At 74.2% G+C, this 16,516-nt stretch carries 16 protein-coding genes and 1 tRNA gene; 14 read left to right on the top strand and 3 right to left on the bottom strand.

All coding sequences use genetic code 11. The annotated features are described in order from the left end of the window. The first annotated feature begins 89 nt into the window (after positions 1-89). From galU to IE109_RS09980, 8 genes are all read left to right on the top strand, one after another. Positions 90-1,001 carry a UTP--glucose-1-phosphate uridylyltransferase GalU gene (gene galU / locus IE109_RS09945; RefSeq protein ID WP_189550410.1) on the top strand — a complete coding sequence of 304 codons (912 nt, stop codon included), beginning with the start codon at positions 90-92 and terminating at the stop codon, positions 999-1,001. Beyond that, entirely contained in the window at positions 998-2,305 is a 1,308-nt protein-coding gene (gene glp, locus IE109_RS09950) for a molybdotransferase-like divisome protein Glp (RefSeq protein ID WP_229890840.1), read from the top strand. The genes galU and glp overlap by 4 nt, the downstream gene beginning before the upstream one ends. 126 nt (positions 2,306-2,431) lie before the next feature. Continuing rightward, entirely contained in the window at positions 2,432-2,932 is a 501-nt protein-coding gene (gene moaC, locus IE109_RS09955; RefSeq protein WP_189550411.1) for a cyclic pyranopterin monophosphate synthase MoaC, read from the top strand. 173 nt (positions 2,933-3,105) lie between these two features. After that, complete coding sequence (locus IE109_RS09960) at positions 3,106-3,570, top strand: MogA/MoaB family molybdenum cofactor biosynthesis protein (protein WP_189550581.1); 465 nt, start codon at positions 3,106-3,108, stop codon at positions 3,568-3,570. Continuing rightward, entirely contained in the window at positions 3,567-4,187 is a 621-nt protein-coding gene (locus tag IE109_RS09965) for a GNAT family N-acetyltransferase (RefSeq protein WP_189550412.1), read from the top strand. Before IE109_RS09960 ends, IE109_RS09965 begins: the two co-directional genes overlap by 4 nt. Before the next feature lie 167 nt (positions 4,188-4,354). Continuing rightward, positions 4,355-5,425: a divisome protein SepX/GlpR gene (gene sepX / locus IE109_RS09970; RefSeq protein WP_189550413.1), complete on the top strand. Its 1,071-nt coding sequence runs from the start codon at positions 4,355-4,357 to the stop codon at positions 5,423-5,425. Between the two features lie 86 nt (positions 5,426-5,511). Then, positions 5,512-5,585, top strand: a tRNA-Ala gene (locus IE109_RS09975). A gap of 553 nt (positions 5,586-6,138) precedes the next feature. Next, the gene (locus tag IE109_RS09980; RefSeq protein WP_189550414.1) at positions 6,139-7,983 is read left to right on the top strand and encodes an RICIN domain-containing protein; all 1,845 of its coding nucleotides are present in this window, start codon (positions 6,139-6,141) and stop codon (positions 7,981-7,983) included. A 39-nt stretch (positions 7,984-8,022) separates the two neighbouring features. Here IE109_RS09980 and IE109_RS09985 read toward each other — a convergent pair whose 3' ends face one another. Beyond that, complete coding sequence (locus tag IE109_RS09985) at positions 8,023-8,991, bottom strand: trypsin-like serine peptidase (RefSeq protein ID WP_189550415.1); 969 nt, start codon at positions 8,989-8,991, stop codon at positions 8,023-8,025. A 181-nt stretch (positions 8,992-9,172) separates the two neighbouring features. Beyond that, positions 9,173-9,652 (bottom strand): GNAT family N-acetyltransferase, encoded by a 480-nt coding sequence (locus tag IE109_RS09990; protein WP_189550416.1) that lies wholly within the window; start codon positions 9,650-9,652, stop codon positions 9,173-9,175. Between the two features lie 59 nt (positions 9,653-9,711). Here IE109_RS09990 and IE109_RS09995 point away from each other — a divergent pair, with 59 nt between their 5' ends. After that, a complete protein-coding gene (locus IE109_RS09995; RefSeq protein ID WP_189550417.1) occupies positions 9,712-10,509 on the top strand; it encodes an exodeoxyribonuclease III in 798 nt (265 codons plus the stop codon). A gap of 110 nt (positions 10,510-10,619) precedes the next feature. Beyond that, the gene (locus IE109_RS33700) at positions 10,620-11,897 is read left to right on the top strand and encodes a DUF6528 family protein (protein ID WP_268251465.1); all 1,278 of its coding nucleotides are present in this window, start codon (positions 10,620-10,622) and stop codon (positions 11,895-11,897) included. Positions 11,898-11,939: 42 nt separating this feature from the next. Here the strand turns inward: IE109_RS33700 and IE109_RS10005 are convergent, their stop codons facing one another. Then, on the bottom strand, positions 11,940-12,566 hold the full coding sequence (locus tag IE109_RS10005) for a MerR family transcriptional regulator (RefSeq protein WP_189550582.1): 627 nt from the start codon (positions 12,564-12,566) through the stop codon (positions 11,940-11,942). Positions 12,567-12,889: 323 nt separating this feature from the next. On the opposite strand from IE109_RS10005, the gene IE109_RS10010 reads away from it, so the two are divergent. The 4 genes from IE109_RS10010 to IE109_RS10025 all read left to right on the top strand — a co-directional run bounded on the left by IE109_RS10010 (position 12,890) and on the right by IE109_RS10025 (position 16,462). Then, positions 12,890-14,401: a flavin-containing monooxygenase gene (locus tag IE109_RS10010; protein WP_189550418.1), complete on the top strand. Its 1,512-nt coding sequence runs from the start codon at positions 12,890-12,892 to the stop codon at positions 14,399-14,401. Further along, complete coding sequence (locus IE109_RS10015) at positions 14,398-15,276, top strand: alpha/beta fold hydrolase (protein WP_189550419.1); 879 nt, start codon at positions 14,398-14,400, stop codon at positions 15,274-15,276. The genes IE109_RS10010 and IE109_RS10015 overlap by 4 nt, the downstream gene beginning before the upstream one ends. Continuing rightward, a complete protein-coding gene (locus IE109_RS10020; RefSeq protein WP_189550420.1) occupies positions 15,273-16,169 on the top strand; it encodes an SDR family oxidoreductase in 897 nt (298 codons plus the stop codon). Before IE109_RS10015 ends, IE109_RS10020 begins: the two co-directional genes overlap by 4 nt. A 98-nt stretch (positions 16,170-16,267) precedes the next feature. Next, positions 16,268-16,462, top strand: coding sequence for a YtxH domain-containing protein (locus IE109_RS10025; RefSeq protein WP_189550421.1), 195 nt, complete (start codon positions 16,268-16,270; stop codon positions 16,460-16,462). The last annotated feature ends 54 nt before the right edge of the window (positions 16,463-16,516 follow it).

Below are 16,516 nucleotides of genomic sequence, written 5' to 3' on the forward strand. Positions count from 1 at the left end.
CTCACAAAACTTCTCATAGCAGGTCGTACGGGCGCGAAGTCGGCCGGACCCACATCTTCATCGCATACCGACCGGATATGGTGCTCCGCATGAACGAGTCGCACCCCAGGATCAGCAAGGCTGTCATCCCCGCCGCCGGCCTCGGCACCAGGTTCCTGCCGGCCACCAAAGCCACTCCCAAAGAGATGCTGCCTGTGGTCGACAAGCCCGCCATCCAGTACGTCGTCGAGGAGGCCGTCGGCGCCGGCCTCTCCGACGTGCTGATGATCACCGGCCGCAACAAGCGGCCCCTCGAGGACCACTTCGACCGCAACTACGAGCTCGAAGAGGCCCTTATCAAGAAGGGCGACCAGGAACGCCTCGCCAAGGTCCAGGAGTCCAGCGACCTCGCCACGATGCACTACGTCCGCCAGGGCGACCCGCGGGGCCTCGGCCACGCCGTCCTGTGCGCCGCCCCGCACGTCGGCAACGAGCCCTTCGCCGTCCTCCTCGGCGACGACCTCATCGACCCGCGCGACCCCCTGCTGGCGCGCATGGTGGAGGTCCAGGAGCGCGAGGGCGGCAGCGTCGTCGCCCTGATGGAGGTCGAGCCGTCCCAGATCCACCTCTACGGCTGCGCGGCCGTGGAGCCCACCGGCGACGCCGACGTCGTGAAGGTGACCAACCTGGTCGAGAAGCCCGACCCGGCCGAGGCGCCCAGCAATTACGCCGTCATCGGCCGGTACGTCCTCGACGCCTCCGTGTTCGGCATACTGCGCGAGACCGAGCCCGGCCGGGGCGGGGAGATCCAGCTGACCGACGCCCTCCAGAAGCTCGCCGCCGACGAGTCGGTGGGCGGGCCGGTGCACGGCGTGGTCTTCAAGGGGCGCCGCTATGACACCGGCGACCGCGGGGACTACCTGCGGGCCATTGTCAGACTCGCGTGCGAACGTGAGGATCTGGGACCGGACTTCCGGAACTGGCTGCGCGGTTACGTCACCGAGGAGATGCAGGGACTGTGAGTACGACCTGGTCGGTGGACGAGCACCTGGAGGACATCCTCCAGGCGGTCCACCCGCTCGACCCCATCGAGCTGCCGCTGCCCGACGCCCAGGGCTGTGTCCTGGTCGAGGACGTCATGGTGCCCGTCGCCCTGCCGCCCTTCGACAACAGCTCCATGGACGGGTACGCGGTACGGGTCGCGGATGTCACCGGAGCCACCGAGGAGTTCCCCGCGGTGCTCACGGTCATCGGCGACGTGGCGGCGGGCAGCGGGGAACTGCCCACCGTCGGCCCCGGCCAGGCCGCCCGCATCATGACCGGCGCCCCGCTGCCGCCCGGCGCCGAGGCCGTCGTCCCGGTCGAGTGGACCGACGGCGGCACCGGCGGCGCGCCCGCCACCGGCATGCGGGCCGCGAGCGCCGCCCCCGAGGGCGCCACCGGCGAGGTCCGCGTCCACCGCCCGGCGCTGCCCCGCGCCCATGTCCGCGCGCGGGGCAGCGACGTGCAGGCCGGCGACCTCGCCCTGGAGGCCGGCACGGTGCTCGGCCCGCCGCAGATCGGCCTGCTCGCCGCGATCGGCCGCGGCGCCGTGCGGGTGCGCCCCCGCCCCCGGGTGGTCGTGATCTCCACCGGCAGCGAGCTGGTCCAGCCCGGCGAGGTGCTGGGCGAGGGCCGGATCTACGACTCCAACAGCTTCGCCCTGGCGGCCGCCGCGCGCGACGCGGGCGCCATCGCCTACCGGGTCGGCGCCGTGACCGACGACGCCACGACGCTGCGGGCCGCCATCGAGGACCAGCTGATCCGCGCCGACCTGCTGGTCACCACCGGCGGGGTCAGCGTCGGCGCCTACGACGTGGTCAAGGAGGCCCTGTCCTCGGTGGGCGACGAGGACGAACCGGGCAGCGGCATCGACTTCCGCAAGCTCGCCATGCAGCCGGGCAAGCCGCAGGGCTTCGGCTCCATCGGCCCCGAGCACACCCCGCTCCTCGCCCTGCCCGGCAACCCGGTCTCGTCGTACGTGTCCTTCGAGCTGTTCGTCCGGCCGGCGATCCGCGCCCTGATGGGCCTCGGGGACGTCGAGGACACCCAGCGGCCACGCGTGCGTGCCGCCCTCGCCGCCGGCGCGCCGCTCTCGTCGCCGCCCGGCAAGCGCCAGTTCCTGCGCGGCACGTACGACGCCGGGGCCGGCACCGTCACCCCGGTGGGCGGTACCGGCTCCCACCTGATCGCGGCCCTCGCGCACGCGGACGCCCTGCTCGTGGTCCCCGAGGACACCACCACGGTCGAGCCGGGCGACGAGCTGGACGTGGTCCTCATCGGCTGACGGGCCGGGCGTGGCGGTACCGTGTCTGCCGCTGTGCCTTCCCGGGGGACCACCCCCGGCCCTCGCCGGCGCGACAATGGCCGTGCGGGGCAATCGGCGCCGGAACACGCGAGGCGGAGTTCAGCAGTGAGTACGCAAGGCAGCCTGACGCACATCGACGAGTCGGGGGCGGCCCGCATGGTCGACGTCTCCGGGAAGGACGTCACCGCCCGCACCGCCCGCGCCACCGGCCGGGTCCTCGTCTCCCCCCGGGTGATCGAGCTGCTGCGCGGCGAGGGCGTCCCCAAGGGCGACGCCCTCGCCACCGCCCGCATCGCCGGGATCATGGGCGCCAAGCGCACCCCCGACCTCATCCCGCTGTGCCACCCGCTGGCCGTCTCGGGCGTGAAGCTGGACCTGTCGGTCGCGGACGACGCGGTCGAGATCGCCGCGACCGTGAAGACCACCGACCGCACCGGGGTCGAGATGGAGGCCCTCACGGCCGTGTCGGTGGCCGCGCTGACCGTGGTCGACATGATCAAGGCCGTCGACAAGGCGGCCGTCATCACCGACGTACGGGTGGAGGAGAAGACGGGCGGCAAGTCCGGCACCTACCGGCGCGCCGAGGGCGAAGGGGCGCGGGCGTGACGCCCCGGGCCGGGCACGTCCACGGCGCGCACGCCCATGAGCCGGAGCGCGCCGCCGCCCCGCACGCCCCCGAGCCCGCCCCGCCCGCCCACCGGCCGGAGCACGCCCTCGAGTCCGAGCACGCCCCGGCCGATGCCGGGCCCGCCGGCGGCGCCCCCTACCGGGCGCTCGTCGTGACCGCCTCGAACCGGGCCTCCGCCGGGGTGTACGAGGACAAGGGCGGCCCCCTCCTCGCCGAGGGGCTCGCCAGGCTCGGCTTCACCGTCGACGGGCCCCGGGTCGTCCCCGACGGCGACCCCGTCGAGGCCGCGCTGCGCGCCGGGGTCGAGGCCGCGTACGACGTCATCCTCACCACCGGCGGCACCGGCGTCTCGCCGACCGACCGCACCCCCGACGTCACCCGCCGGGTCCTGGACTTCGAGGTCCCCGGCATCCCGGAGGCCATCCGCGCCCACGGCCGCGACAAGGTCCCGGCCGCCGCCCTGTCCCGGGGGCTGGCCGGGGTCGCCGGCCGGACCCTGATCGTCAACCTGCCCGGCTCCACCGGCGGCGTCCGAGACGGCCTGGCCGTCCTGGAACGGCTCCTGGTCCACGCGGTGGACCAGCTGCGCGGCGGCGACCACCCCAGACCGTCATGAACCCGTCCTGGCCGGTGACGCTGGCGGACGGCCCGGTGCTCCTGCGGCCGATAAAGCTGCGCGACCAGGGGGAGTGGCGCGAGGTCAACCGGCGCAACCGCGAATGGCTGCGTCCGTGGGAGGCGACGATCCCCCCGCCCGCCCCGGGCGTGCCGCTCGCGCAGCGCCCGACGTACCGCCAGATGGTCCGCCACCTGCGCACCGAGGCGAACGCGGGGCGCATGCTGCCGTTCGTCGTCGCGTACGAGGGCCGGCTCGTGGGCCAGCTGACGGTCGCGGGCATCACCTGGGGCTCGATGTGCTCGGGCCACGTGGGCTACTGGGTGGACCGCGAGGTCGCCGGCCGGGGCGTCATGCCTACCGCCGTGGCGCTCGCCGTGGACCACTGCTTCCGCACCGTCGGCCTGCACCGGATCGAGGTGTGCATCCGGCCCGAGAACACCCCGAGCCGGCGCGTCGTGGAGAAACTCGGATTCCGCGAGGAAGGGCTGCGTCCGCGATACCTCCACATCGACGGCGCCTGGCGTGACCACCTGGTCTTCGCGCTCACCGCGGAGGAGGTCCCCGAGGGCCTGCTGCGCCGCTGGCACCGCACCGGCCGGGGAAGTCCCCGGTGACGAGCGCCCGGCAATCCGATAAATAAAATAAATGTTCGAATTCGGTCACCGATCTGCCGGAACCGGTCCGACCAATCACAAAAAAATTCAGTGATATCAGCCAGATCGTGCGACACACCGGCCCAATTGGCCGATGGCCGGATGCGAACCCCTCTACGGTGTGAGGCGTGAGCAGCAGCGGCCTCATCTACGCAGTCATCGTCGGGGCCTGGGCCGCCTACCTGGTGCCGATGTGGCTCCGCAGGCAGGACGAGCTGAACGAGGCCCGTCCGACGGAACGCTTCAGCACCGCCATCCGGCTCCTTTCCGGACGGGCGGGCATGGAGCGCCGGTACGCCAAGGAGTTGCGCGAGCGGGGCGCCGAACAGGCGGCCGAGCCCGACGTCGACCCGGACGCCGAGACCCAGCACCTCAGCTCGGTCGACGTCCGGGCCTTCGCCGCGCCCCCGGACCGTACGGAGGCGCGCCTGGAGGTCCCCGCGGCACCGCCCGCCGGGCCACGCCCCGCGCGGCGCCCCCGGCCCGCGGGGGCGGCGGGGGCCGCCGCCGAACGGGCCCGGCGCTCGAAGGTCCTGGCCCGGCGCAGGCGCACCACGGTCGTCCTCTTCCTGGCGTTCACGCTCGGCGCGATCGTCGCGGCCGTCGGCGGCCTGGCGTTCCTGTGGGCCCCGGGCGTCCCCGCCGTCCTGCTCAGCGCGTACATCGTGCACCTGCGGGCCCAGGAGCGGCGGCGCTTCGTGTACGTCATGGACCGGCGCCGCGCCGAGGCCGCGGCCCAGCGCCTGCGGGAGAACCGCCCCCAGGGCCGGCCGGCCCCGGACCGGGCCGAGGCGCCCGAGGTCCGCCACCCGGAGCCCGAGCCGGAGCCCGCCCCGGCGCTCACCCCGCAGGAGGCCGGGCGCCGCGCGCTGGTCGAGCAGACCGACCACGCCGAGTGGGTGGACCAGCAGCGCGACCACGGCCCCACCCGGGGCGACAGCTGGGACCCGGTCCCCGTGCCGCTGCCCACGTACGTCACCGCGCCGGTCGCCCCCCGCGCCACCGGCGGCGTCGACGTCACCGACCCGGAGACCTGGAGCGCGGCGCGCTCCTCCGCGGCGGAGCCCACCCCGCCGCCGGCCACCCGGCAGAACCCGCACCCGAGCCCGCACCCGCCGCGCCGCTCCCACGACCACGGCAGGACGCCCCTCTTCGACCAGTACGCGGACGAGGACCGCCCGCGCGCGGCCAACGAGTGAGGGCGTCGTGACGCCGTCCGTGGCCGCCGGGCAGGACCGGATTTCCGAGCACCCGGATCGGGATGCTAATGTTTCACACGTCGCAAGGGCCTGTGGCGCAGTCTGGTAGCGCACCTCGTTCGCATCGAGGGGGTCTGGGGTTCAAATCCCCACAGGTCCACGCAACATCGAAGCCCCCGCCGGAGAAATCCGGCGGGGGCTTCGAGCTGTTGTACGGCGGCGCAGTGCGGCGATCGCTGCGGATCCGGCCTGTCCGGGCGGTCCCGCTCACCACCCGGCGTGCCGGCGCCGTACGGGTCGTGATCTCCGGCCCCATGACCCCACCCACCCCGCACCGGTCCCGCGCTGATCCGGCCGGCCCGCCGCCGGCGACGTCCGGCCGCCCGGTGTCCTCCACCCGCGTCGGCTCGTCCGGCGAACCGTATGGCGAACCGTCCGGCGGGGTGGTGGCGATCGCGGGCGGCCGGGCGGGGTGGGGCCCGCGCGGGTGGAATGGGGGCGGAGGCGGCTTGGCGGCGGAACTCTTGTTCCATACCGGCGGGTTATGGAAAGCTGTGCAGCCCTACCGGCCCAACAGGGCTTTTTCGAGCGGCAGTTCCCATTACGGGATGATGTCGGCCCTCAAAAGGGAATCGTGCCGACCCAGGTATGTACCAATCAGGCTGCGTTCACCTTCAGCCCCCCATCGCAATGCCCTGAACGGAAAAACACCCATGCCCTTTCCCCGTCCCGAGCATTCCGTCCCGCCGCCGCCCCCCTACGCGCCCACGTCCGGAGGGTCGGACACGGCGCTCGCCGGCCTGCTGGGCGCGGCGCCCGGCAGCCCGGCCGGTGCGGCGGCGGACGCCTACCCGGCGACCGCGCTCATGGCGCGGCACTGCGGCGCGGTGAGCGACTACGCCACACTGCTCACCGGCTCGCGCGCCCACGCCTCGATGGCGGTGTCCGCCGCCTTCGCACGGGTCCTGGACGAACTGCGGGACGGTGACGCGGCAACGGCGCAGGCGGCGCTGCGGCCCCGGCTGCTGGTGGCCGTGCGCCGTACCGTCGCGCAGTGGGCGGGGGACCCGCGCGTGGCCGCCCTGCTGACCGGGGTGTCCGCCCCGTCGGAGCCGGGGCCCGACCGGCAGCTCCTCGCCCGCGCCTTCGCGGCATTGCCCGGACCGGCGCAGGTACTGCTGTGGCACCGTGAGGTCGAGGCGGAGGGGATATCCATTCCGGCCGCATTGCTGGCCGTCGATCCCCGAACCGCCACGGCACGACTCGAAGAGGCCCGTGAACTGTTGCGCGCCGGCTGTCTGCGCGCTCACGCGGAACTCGCGGCGGACCCGGAATGCCGGCACTACAACCGGCTGCTCGACATATCGCTGCGCCGGGGCGGCGAGCTGATCCCGGACATCCGCCGGCATTTGTCGAAGTGCCGGCACTGTCGTTACGCGGCGGACCAGTTGAGCCATTCCGACGGGCGGCTGGCGCTGCTGCTGGCCGAGGCCGTCCTCGGTGAGGGCGCCGCCGGGTACGTCGCCTCCCGGCCGGCCCGCTCCCGTCCGCGTACCGGAACGGACGCCGGGGCCCCGGCGGAGGCGCGCCGGACCGGGCGCCACTCCCGGGCCGTGCCGGCGGGCGCCGCCCGGCGTCTCGCGGGGGCGGTGCCGGGAGGGGGAGCGCTCCTGGTGGGGCTGGGGCTGGTGATGACCGGTGTCCTGGGTGTGGCCGCCGTGGCGGCCCTGTGGGAGGGCCCCGATGGCGGCGGGCGCGGCGCCGGGGCGGTGGCCCCGCCGGGCGGTGCCACTCCGGTGCCGGGCTCGCCGCCCGGCGCCGCGTCCCGGCCGCCCGCGTCCGCCGGGCACGCCACCGGGACGCTGAACACCCGGCTGCGCAACGCCGCGACGGCGCTGTGCCTGGACATCCGGGACGGCCGGCCGCTGGTGGGCGCCGAACTGACGCTGGCGTCCTGCTCGGGGTCCCCGACGCAGGGCTGGCGCTACGAGCGGGACGGGCTGCTGCACAGCGTGGCGGCCCCGGATCTGTGCCCGCACTCGCAGGAGCCCTCCGGGGTGGCGGTGCTGCGGCTGTGCGCGACGCAGGCCGCGGTGACCGTGCGCTACGACCTGAGCGTCCGGGGGGACGTGGTGCCCCGGTGGCACGCGGGCCTGGGGCTGGTGCCGTCCGCCGCGCGGGCGGGGGCGACCGTGGTGGTCAAGGTGCGGGACGGGTCGCCCGAGCAGCGCTGGCTGACCGACGGCGCCGGCACCGCGCCCTCGCCCCGCCGGGCCGTCGATGACATCGATGCCACCGAGGGCGCCGGGGCGGTGGGAGGGGACGCCGCTCCGGGCTCGGCTCGGGGGTCGGTTCCGGGTTCCGTCCAGGGCCCCGCCGAGGGTACGGGCGGGGGCTCGGTGCCCCATTCCGCCCCCCGCTTCGCCAAGGATCCCGCGCCGGGAGCGGCCGGCGGGGCCGTGCCGGGCGAGCGGCCCGGCGTCCGGGGCGTCAGCGACCCGGCCCCCGGCGCGGAGTCCGGTGCCGTGCTTCCGCGCGCCGCGGCCGGCGCGCGCTGAGCGCCGGCGGGGGCAGCCCCGCCGGCGCCGCCGCACCCGCTACGAGACCTGGGCCTTGTCGTACAGGGCCTTGGCCTCGTTGCCGAAGTACGGACCGAACATCCGGTTCGGCAGGAAGGTGTAGCCGAAGCTGTTCACCGAGACCTGGAGGCCCGTGCCGGCCGTCTCGCTGAAGCCGGTGAACCAGGGTCCGCCGCTGGAGCCGCCGGTCATGTTGCAGCCCAGGCTGTGGTCCTGGGAGAAGAGGAAGTCCTTGGAGGAGTTTCCGCTGCAGTAGACCAGCTTGGAGCCGTCGTACGGGGAGGCGGCCGGGAAGCCGAAGGCGTACATCGGCTTGTTGTAGCCGCCGTTGAACTGGATGCCCTGGGCGCCGGTGACGGAGGTGAGCTGCTGTCCGTTCAGCGGTGCGACGACGGCCGCGCCGATGTCGTGGTTGATGTCCTCGCTCGCCTCCCACTGGGGGGTGGTCAGCGTCTTGGCCGCGGTCCACTGGCCGTAGGGCGCCTGACCGTTGGCGTACGCGGGGACGAACACCCAGTTGGTGTGCCAGTTGCCCTGGTACTTCACGCAGTGCCCGGCCGTGATCACCGTGCTGCCGTTCTGGCTGGTCACGGCGTTGCCGGAACAGGAGGCCGTACGGCCCTGCATGGTGAAGAAGACGCGCCCGGAGGTCTTCACCACGGCGCCGCCGCCGGTCCAGGCGCCGCCCGCCTGGGGGAAGGCGGTGGGGGCGACGGTCGTGGGGGTGCCGCCGGGCCGCGGGGCCCTGAGCTTCTTGGCGGCGCCGGGGGTGAGCCGCAGGTCGAGCGGGGTGGCGGCGCGCATCCGCTCGGCGGTCCAGAAGGTGCGCGCCCGGTGCTGTTCGGTGGTGGTGACGGTCCTGGTGGCGGGAGCGGGGGTCGGGGCGGGTGCCGGCGGGGCCGCGGTGGCGGCGGTGGCCGACAGGGTGCCGGTGATCAGGGCTCCGACGGTCAGCAGGACGCCCGTGGCGGTGCGATGGCCTCTCACGCATGTCTCCTTCTGCCGTGCCCGGTGCGCGGCCGGCGCGGCCGGGCAGGGTGGGGGAACGAAGAGCGGTGCGGATCGACGTGCGTGAGGCAGGGTGCCATGAACAGCGCCGCTTTGTCAGGAGCGCATCACCGTGAGTTCACCGGACGGCCCATTCGGCCGTCACTCCGGGCGTACGGCGTCACTTCAGCGGCTTGGCGAAACAGCGACTGCTCTCGTACTCGCGGTAGTAGCCGAACTTGGCGCAGGGCGCGTAGCCGCTGGACACGTACAGCGCGATGGCCTCCGGCTGGGCGTCGCCGGTCTCCAGCACCATCCGGGTGCGGCCGGCGGCACGGGCGTCGTCCTCCAGGGCGGCGAGGACGCGGCGGGCGAGACCGAGGCCGCGGGCCTCCGGGATCACGTACATGCGCTTGAGCTCGGCGTCGCCGTCGGCGTACCCCTCCTCGTTCCGCTCCTGCGAGCGCCAGCCGCCGGTGGCCACCGGGCGCTCGTGCTCGTCGTACGCGATGAGGTACAGGCCGCGCGGCGGGCGGAACATCGACGGGTCGAGCGGTGTGAGATCGCCCTCGTCGCCGTACCGCTCGGCGTACTCGAGCTGCACCATGTCGTTGAGCTTGCGGGCGTCGGGGTGGTCGAACGGCCGGGTCTGAATAATCATGCGGGGCATCGTACAATCATGCGGAGTGGTCTTCGAGGCGCTGTCGGTAGGGTTCGCGCATGCTCATTGTGACGTCCGTGAACGTGAACGGTCTGCGTGCCGCCGCCAAGAAGGGGTTCGTGGAGTGGCTGGCCGCCACCGAGGCCGATGTGGTGTGCCTCCAGGAGGTGCGGGCCGAGGAGTCCCAGCTGCCCGAGGCGGTCCGCGCGCCCGAGGGCTGGCACACCGTGCACGCCCCGGCCGCCGCGAAGGGCCGCGCGGGCGTAGCGATCTACAGCAGGCGTGAGCCGGACGCGGTACGCATCGGGTTCGGGTCGAGTGAGTTCGACGCCACCGGCCGGTACGTCGAGGCCGACCTGCCCGGCGTCACGGTCGCCAGCCTGTACCTGCCCTCGGGCGAGGTCGGCACCGAGCGGCAGGACGAGAAGACCCGCTTCATGGACGAGTTCCTGCCCTACCTGAAGGGGCTCCGCGAGCGCGCGGCGGCCGACGGCCGCGAGGTGGTCGTCTGCGGCGACTGGAACATCGCCCACCAGGAGGCCGACCTGAAGAACTGGAAGGCCAACCGGAAGAGCTCCGGCTTCCTCCCCGAGGAGCGGGAGTGGCTGACCCGCGTCTTCGACGAGGCGTCGTACGTGGACGTCGTACGCGCCCTGCACCCCGGCCAGGAGGGCCCGTACTCCTGGTGGTCCTACCGCGGCCGGGCGTTCGACAACGACGCGGGCTGGCGCATCGACCTCCAGGTGGCGACGCCGGGCCTCGCCGCCCGCGCGGCCAAGGCGTGGGTGGAGCGCGCCGCCGCGCACGGTGAGCGGTGGAGCGACCACGCCCCGGTGACGGCGGCGTACGAGCTGTGAGGCCGTCGCGCGGAAGCGGGAGCGGCTGATCCGCGTCCGCAAGTGAGGGTGTGTCAGCGCTGGTGTGGCGAAGCTCACTTCGGGGGATGCTTCTGGCAAGGTGAGGCGGTGTGCGATTCACCGCCGTGCGGACGCCGCTGAAGCCAGCCCTGATCGCGGCCGTCGCGTGCGGCGCGCTGATCGCCGCCACCGTACAGACGTCGGCCACCGTCCCGGTTCCCGCCGCCGCGATCCCCGCCGGGACGCCCGACGTCCTCCTCACCGACCAGGCCTCCAAGCGCGTCCTGCTCCTGGACGGCGGGCGGCGCGCGTGGGACCCGGGTGCCGATCCGGCCGTCGTGAAGTGGGCGTTCTCGCCGGTCGGGGACGCCCGGTACGCGGACCTGGAGCCGGAGGCCAGCTGGGTGCACCCCAGTGAGGCCAAGGTGCGCAGGTGGCGCGGCAGGACGTACGTGCTGACGGTGGCCTCGTTCGGATTCGCGGCGGTGGTCGCGTACCCCTCCGGCGCGCGGTACTGGGGCGCCGCGCTCTCACCGGGCACCATCCGGCACAACCCGCACAGCATCGAGCTGCTGCCGGACGGGAACGTCGCCGTCGCGGGCAGCACCGGCGGCGTCGTGCGGCTGTACGCCGCCTCCCAAGGCCGGGCCGGCGTGCCGTACGTCGACCACCCCCTGAAGGACGCGCACGGGCTGCACTGGGACGGCGGGCGGCGGGTGCTGTGGGCGCTGGGCGGCGACCGGCTGGTGGCGCTGCGGGTGGGCGGCACGGCGGCGCGGCCGACGCTCCGGGAGGTCGCCGGGGCGCGGCTGCCGGCTCCGCACGGCCACGACCTGGGGCCGGTGGCGGGCGACCCGGACCGGCTGTGGGTGAGCAGCGGCTCCGCCGTCCACCAGTACGAGAAGAGCACCGGGACCTTCCGGCGCGACTTCCCGGGCGCGGCGGGCATCAGCAGGGCGCGGGTCAAGGCGGTGGGCGACGACCCGGTGACCGGGCAGGTGATCTCGACGGTGCCGGAGCGGGGCCTGGGGGAGACCTGGTGGACGCGGACCGTGGCCGTGCACCGCCCGGCCGGGCGCTACCGGTTGGCGGGCGGGGGCATCTACAAGGCGCGCTGGTGGACCGCGTGGTGCGACCGGTGGGGCGGGGCGGGTGGTGGGGGTGGTTCAGGCGGGCCGGGTGGTTCCGGCGGGCCGGGCGGGTCGGTCGGTTCAGGCGGACCGGGGGGCCCGGGGACGTCGGCCGTGGCGGTGGTGCCCGGTGGGGCGTTCGCGGCGGGTGCGGCGGTGGTGCCCCGGGCGGTGGGTATGTCCGGCCGGGCCGGTGGGGCGGATGCGCCGGGCGCGGGCGGTGCGGGCGGTGCCGCGGGGTGGTGGTGCCGTCCGTAGGGGCCGGTTCCCCGGGCCCGATCCGCCCCCCGCCGGCCGCGGTCAGTTGTCGGGGGAACGCAGGCGGCGGTCCAGGGCCATCGAGACCTCCGCATCCACCACGCTCTTCGCCAGCGGGCGCAGCCGTACGGCGTCGGCGGCCCCCGCCGCGTGGGCGCGCAGCAGGTCGGCGAAGAGGGAGGCGAGGGCGTCGGCGTGGGCGCGGACCCGGGCCGCGGCGGCCAGGACCGCGGACAGCGGGACGCCCTCGCGGACGAGGGCGGCCGAGACCTCCAGCAGCCGGCGGCTGACGTGGACGATCTCCTCGCCGTCGGTGGCCAGGTAACCGAGCTCCAGGGCGGCGGCGAAGTTCTCGGGCGTGACCTGGTCGCCGAAGTGGTCGGCCAGCTCCTCGGGGGTGAGCCGGACCGGCTCCTCCTCCGTGGGCTCGCCGAGCCCGAGCACCTCGCCGACGTCCCGGCCGCTCTCGAAGGCGGCGGCGAGGTCGGCGATGCCGTTGAGGGTGTGTCCGCGCTCCAGCAGCGCGGCGATCGTCCGCAGCCGGGCCAGATGCTGCGGCCCGTACCAGGCGATGCGGCCCTCGCGGCGGGGCGGCGGGATCAGTCCGCGCTCGCGGTAGAAGCGCAGCGTACGGGCGGTGATGCCGGCCGCCTCGGCCAGCTCCTCCATGCGGTACTCGCGCCCGCCGTGGGCCCCCTCGGCCCCGCCGTCCGCGGGCTCGTGGGCGGCGCCGCGCGATCCGCCCCCCGCCGGGCCGTCGGCCCGGACCTCCGTGCCGACCGCCGCCCCGGTGCCCGCCCGGTCGTCCGCCGGTCGGTCCACCCGCCGTTTCGCCCGCTGGTTCGTCACGCCCGCAACCCTATGTCGTACCGCCGGTAACTTCCTTGGCTCCACCCCTACCGCTCGGTATGCGCCTGCTCTACTCTCCCATCAACCGTGCCAGTGATTGCTGGCAGAGTTTTGCGGACCCGGATTTCCGATGCGGAGGCGGCATGAGCCAGCACGAGCATGTACGAGTGGCGGTGATCGGATCCGGATTCGGCGGCCTCGGTGCCGCCGTCCGGCTGCGCCGCGAGGGGATCACCGACTTCGTCGTCCTTGAGCGGGCCGACTCCGTCGGCGGCACCTGGCGCGACAACAGCTACCCCGGCTGTGCCTGCGACGTACCGTCACACCTCTACTCCTTCTCGTTCGCGCCCAACCCCGAGTGGCCGCGCACCTTCTCCGGGCAGCGCCACATCCGCGCCTACCTGGAGCGGGTCGCCGACACCTTCCGGCTGCGCCCGCACATCCGCCTCGGCCACGAGGTGCTGATGATGCGCTGGGACAACGACGAGCTGCGGTGGGAGATCGAGACCTCGCGCGGGACGCTCACCGCCGACGTCGTGGTCTCCGCGACCGGCCCCCTGTCCGACCCCAAGATCCCGGACGTCCCGGGGCTCGCCTCCTTCGAGGAGGCGGGCGGCAAGGTCTTCCACTCGGCCCGCTGGGACCACGACTACGACCTGACCGGCAAGCGCGTCGCGATGATCGGCACCGGCGCCTCCGCCATCCAGATCGTCCCGGCGATCCAGCCGAAGGCCGGGCGGCTGACGCTGTTCCAGCGCACCCCGCCGTGGGTCATGCCCCGTATGGACCGCGCCATCAGCGGCGTCGAGCGCTGGCTGCACCGGCAGGTGCCGCTGACCGGCACGGCCCGCCGCGGCCTGCTGTGGGGCATCCGGGAGCTCCAGGTCAGCGCGTTCACCAAGCGGCCGAACGAACTGCGGCTCGTCGAGTCGATCGCCAAGGCCAACATGGCGAGGGCCATCAAGGACCCGGCCCTGCGCGCCAAGCTGACTCCGTCGTACCGCATCGGCTGCAAGCGGATCCTGCTGTCCAGCGAGTACTACCCGGCGCTCGCGAAGCCCAACGTGGACGTCGTCGCCTCCGGGTTGGCGGAGGTGCGCGGCTCGACCGTCGTCGCCGCCGACGGGACGGAGACCGAGGTCGACGCGATCATCTTCGGCACCGGGTTCCGCGTCACCGACATGCCGATCGCCGAGCGGGTGGTCGGGGCGGACGGGATCACGCTCGCCGAGGCGTGGAAGGACGGCATGGAGTCGCTGCGCGGCGCCACGGCCGCCGGCTTCCCCAACTGGATGACGATCATCGGGCCCAACACCGGTCTCGGGAACTCGTCCATGATCCTCATGATCGAGTCGCAGCTGAACTACATGGCCGACTACCTCCGGCAGCTGGACGGGCTCGGCGACCGGGCGGCCCTCGCGGCGCGGCCGTCCGCGGTCGCCGCGTGGAACCGGCGCGTGCAGGCGCGGATGGAGCGGACGGTGTGGAAGGCGGGCGGCTGCGACAGCTGGTACCTGGACGCCAACGGCCGCAACACCACGCTCTGGCCGGGCACCACGTCCGAGTTCCGGCGCGCGACGAAGGCGGTGGACCTGTCGGAGTACGAGGTGGTCCGCGCCGGCTCGCTGGCCGGGTCGAAGGAGGCGGCGGCATGAGGATCGTCCCCGCCGTCTCCGCGGACGGATCGACCCTGCACGTCGAGGTGCACGGGCCCGAGGACGCCCCCGCGGTGGTCCTGTCCCACGGCTGGACCTGCTCGACGCTGTTCTGGGCCGCCCAGGTGCGCGACCTGTCCGCCGACCACCGGGTCATCGTCTACGACCAGCGCGGCCACGGGCGCACGCCGGCCGTGGGACGCGCCGGATACACCACGGACGCCCTGGCCGACGACCTGGAGGCCGTGCTGGCAGCCACGCTCGCGCCGGGCGAGAAGGCGGTGCTCGCCGGGCACTCCATGGGCGGTATGACCCTCATGGCCGCCGCCGGGCGGCCGGGCCTGCGGGAGCACGCGGCGGCCGTCCTGCTGTGCAGCACCGGCCCGTCGCGGCTGGTCGCCGAGTCGCTGGTGCTGCCGCTGCGGGCCGGCCGGCTGCGGACCCGGCTGACCGGCGCCGTCCTGGGCGCCCGGGCGCCCCTCGGGCCGGTGACGGCCGTGTCAAGGGCCCTCCTCAAGTACGCCACCATGGGGCCCGGTTCGGCGGCCGAACGGGTCGCGGAGTGCGCCCGGATCGTGCACGCCTGCCCGCGCGCGGTGCGGGTGGCGTGGTCGCGGGTGCTCGCCGGACTCGACGTGGAGGCGAACCTGCGGGAGCTGACCGTGCCGACGGCGGTGATCGTCGGGACGGCCGACCGGCTCACCCCGCCCGTGCACGCGAAGGCGCTGGCCGCCGCGCTGCCCGAGTGCGTCGGGCTCGACGAGCTGACGGGCGTCGGCCATATGACGCCGGTCGAGGCGCCGGAGGCCGTCACGGGCCGCATACGCGCCCTGGTGACGACGTACGTCCGTACCGAGCGGAAGGAAGTCGCATGAGCAGGATGAGCCTGGAGGGGCAGGTCGCCGTCGTCACGGGCGGCGCGCGCGGGGTCGGCGAGCTGCTGGCGCGCAAGCTGTCGGCGCGGGGCGCGAAGGTGGCGCTGCTGGGCCTGGAGCCGGAGCTGCTCAAGGAGGTCTCGGGGCGGCTGCACACCGAGAGCGACTGGTGGCACGTCGACGTCACCGACCACGAGGCGATGGCCCGCGTCGCGGCCGAAGTGAAGGAACGATTCGGCAAGGTGGACGTCGTCGTCGCCAACGCGGGCGTCGCGGCGGGCGGTCCGTTCGCGGACTCCGACCCGGTCGCGTGGCGGCGGGTCATCGAGGTCAACCTGATCGGCGGCGCGGTGACGGGCCGGGCGTTCCTCCCGGTGCTGATGGAGAGCCGGGGGTACTTCCTCCAGATCGCGTCGCTCGCCGCGATCACCCCGGCGCCGATGATGAGCGCGTACTGCGCGTCCAAGTCGGGCGTGGAGGCGTTCGCGCACAGCCTGCGCGCCGAGGTCGGGTACAAGGGCGTCCGGGTCGGTGTGGGCTACCTGTCGTGGACCGACACCGACATGGTGCGCGGCGCCGACGAGGACGACGTGATGCGGGAGTTGCGGCAGCGGCTGCCGTGGCCGTCGAACCGGACGTACCCGCTCGGCCCGGCGGTCGACCGGATCGTCGCCGGCATCGAGCGGCGCTCGGCGCACGTGTACGCCCAGTGGTGGCTGCGCGGCATGCAGTCGGTGCGCGGCTACCTGCCGGGGCTCATCGCGACGGTCGGGCAGCGCGAGATGCGGCGCTTCGATCCCAGGCTGGGGAACGTGCGCAAGGGGCTGGTCGGAGCGGGTGGCGCCGCGGACGAGCAGGTGCGCACGGGGAGTGACCACTCGATCACTCGATGATCGAAATGCGCGGTATGTCCGGGCGTGTCAGGCTGGTCGAGGCCGGGAGCCGACGACGGTTCCCGTCAGTCCCCCACACCCTTTCAGGAGAAACCTCGATGGGTATCGCAGACCAGTTCCAGGACAAGGCGCAGGACATGAAGGACCAGGCCAAGCGGAAGGCCCAGGACGCGAAGCGCGAGGCGCAGGAGCGTACGCAGAAGGGCCAGCAGAAGAGCCGCCCGCCGCGTGACGAGCGGCGCCAGGGCCTGCGGGACGAGCAGGGCACGCCGCGCGACCCGATGGACGTCTGACCGACGTCACGGCAGCGGTGAGGGCGCACCCGGGACGCCGGGTGCGCCTTTCGT

The organism is Streptomyces lavendofoliae, from assembly GCF_014649735.1.
Lineage (GTDB): Bacteria > Actinomycetota > Actinomycetes > Streptomycetales > Streptomycetaceae > Streptomyces > Streptomyces lavendofoliae.

Bases quoted from the DNA above. Each gene is read 5' to 3' on its own strand.
- IE109_RS10015 (WP_189550419.1), top strand. From the start codon at position 14,398: ATGAGGATCGTCCCCGCCGTCTCCGCGGACGGATCGACCCTGCACGTC.
- IE109_RS09995 (WP_189550417.1), top strand. From the start codon at position 9,712: ATGCTCATTGTGACGTCCGTGAACGTGAACGGTCTGCGTGCCGCCGCC.
- IE109_RS09990 (WP_189550416.1), bottom strand. From the start codon at position 9,652: ATGATTATTCAGACCCGGCCGTTCGACCACCCCGACGCCCGCAAGCTC.
- IE109_RS10010 (WP_189550418.1), top strand. From the start codon at position 12,890: ATGAGCCAGCACGAGCATGTACGAGTGGCGGTGATCGGATCCGGATTC.
- IE109_RS09965 (WP_189550412.1), top strand. From the start codon at position 3,567: ATGAACCCGTCCTGGCCGGTGACGCTGGCGGACGGCCCGGTGCTCCTG.
- galU (WP_189550410.1), top strand. From the start codon at position 90: ATGAACGAGTCGCACCCCAGGATCAGCAAGGCTGTCATCCCCGCCGCC.
- IE109_RS10020 (WP_189550420.1), top strand. From the start codon at position 15,273: ATGAGCAGGATGAGCCTGGAGGGGCAGGTCGCCGTCGTCACGGGCGGC.
- IE109_RS10025 (WP_189550421.1), top strand. From the start codon at position 16,268: ATGGGTATCGCAGACCAGTTCCAGGACAAGGCGCAGGACATGAAGGAC.
- IE109_RS10005 (WP_189550582.1), bottom strand. From the start codon at position 12,566: ATGGAGGAGCTGGCCGAGGCGGCCGGCATCACCGCCCGTACGCTGCGC.
- IE109_RS09980 (WP_189550414.1), top strand. From the start codon at position 6,139: ATGCCCTTTCCCCGTCCCGAGCATTCCGTCCCGCCGCCGCCCCCCTAC.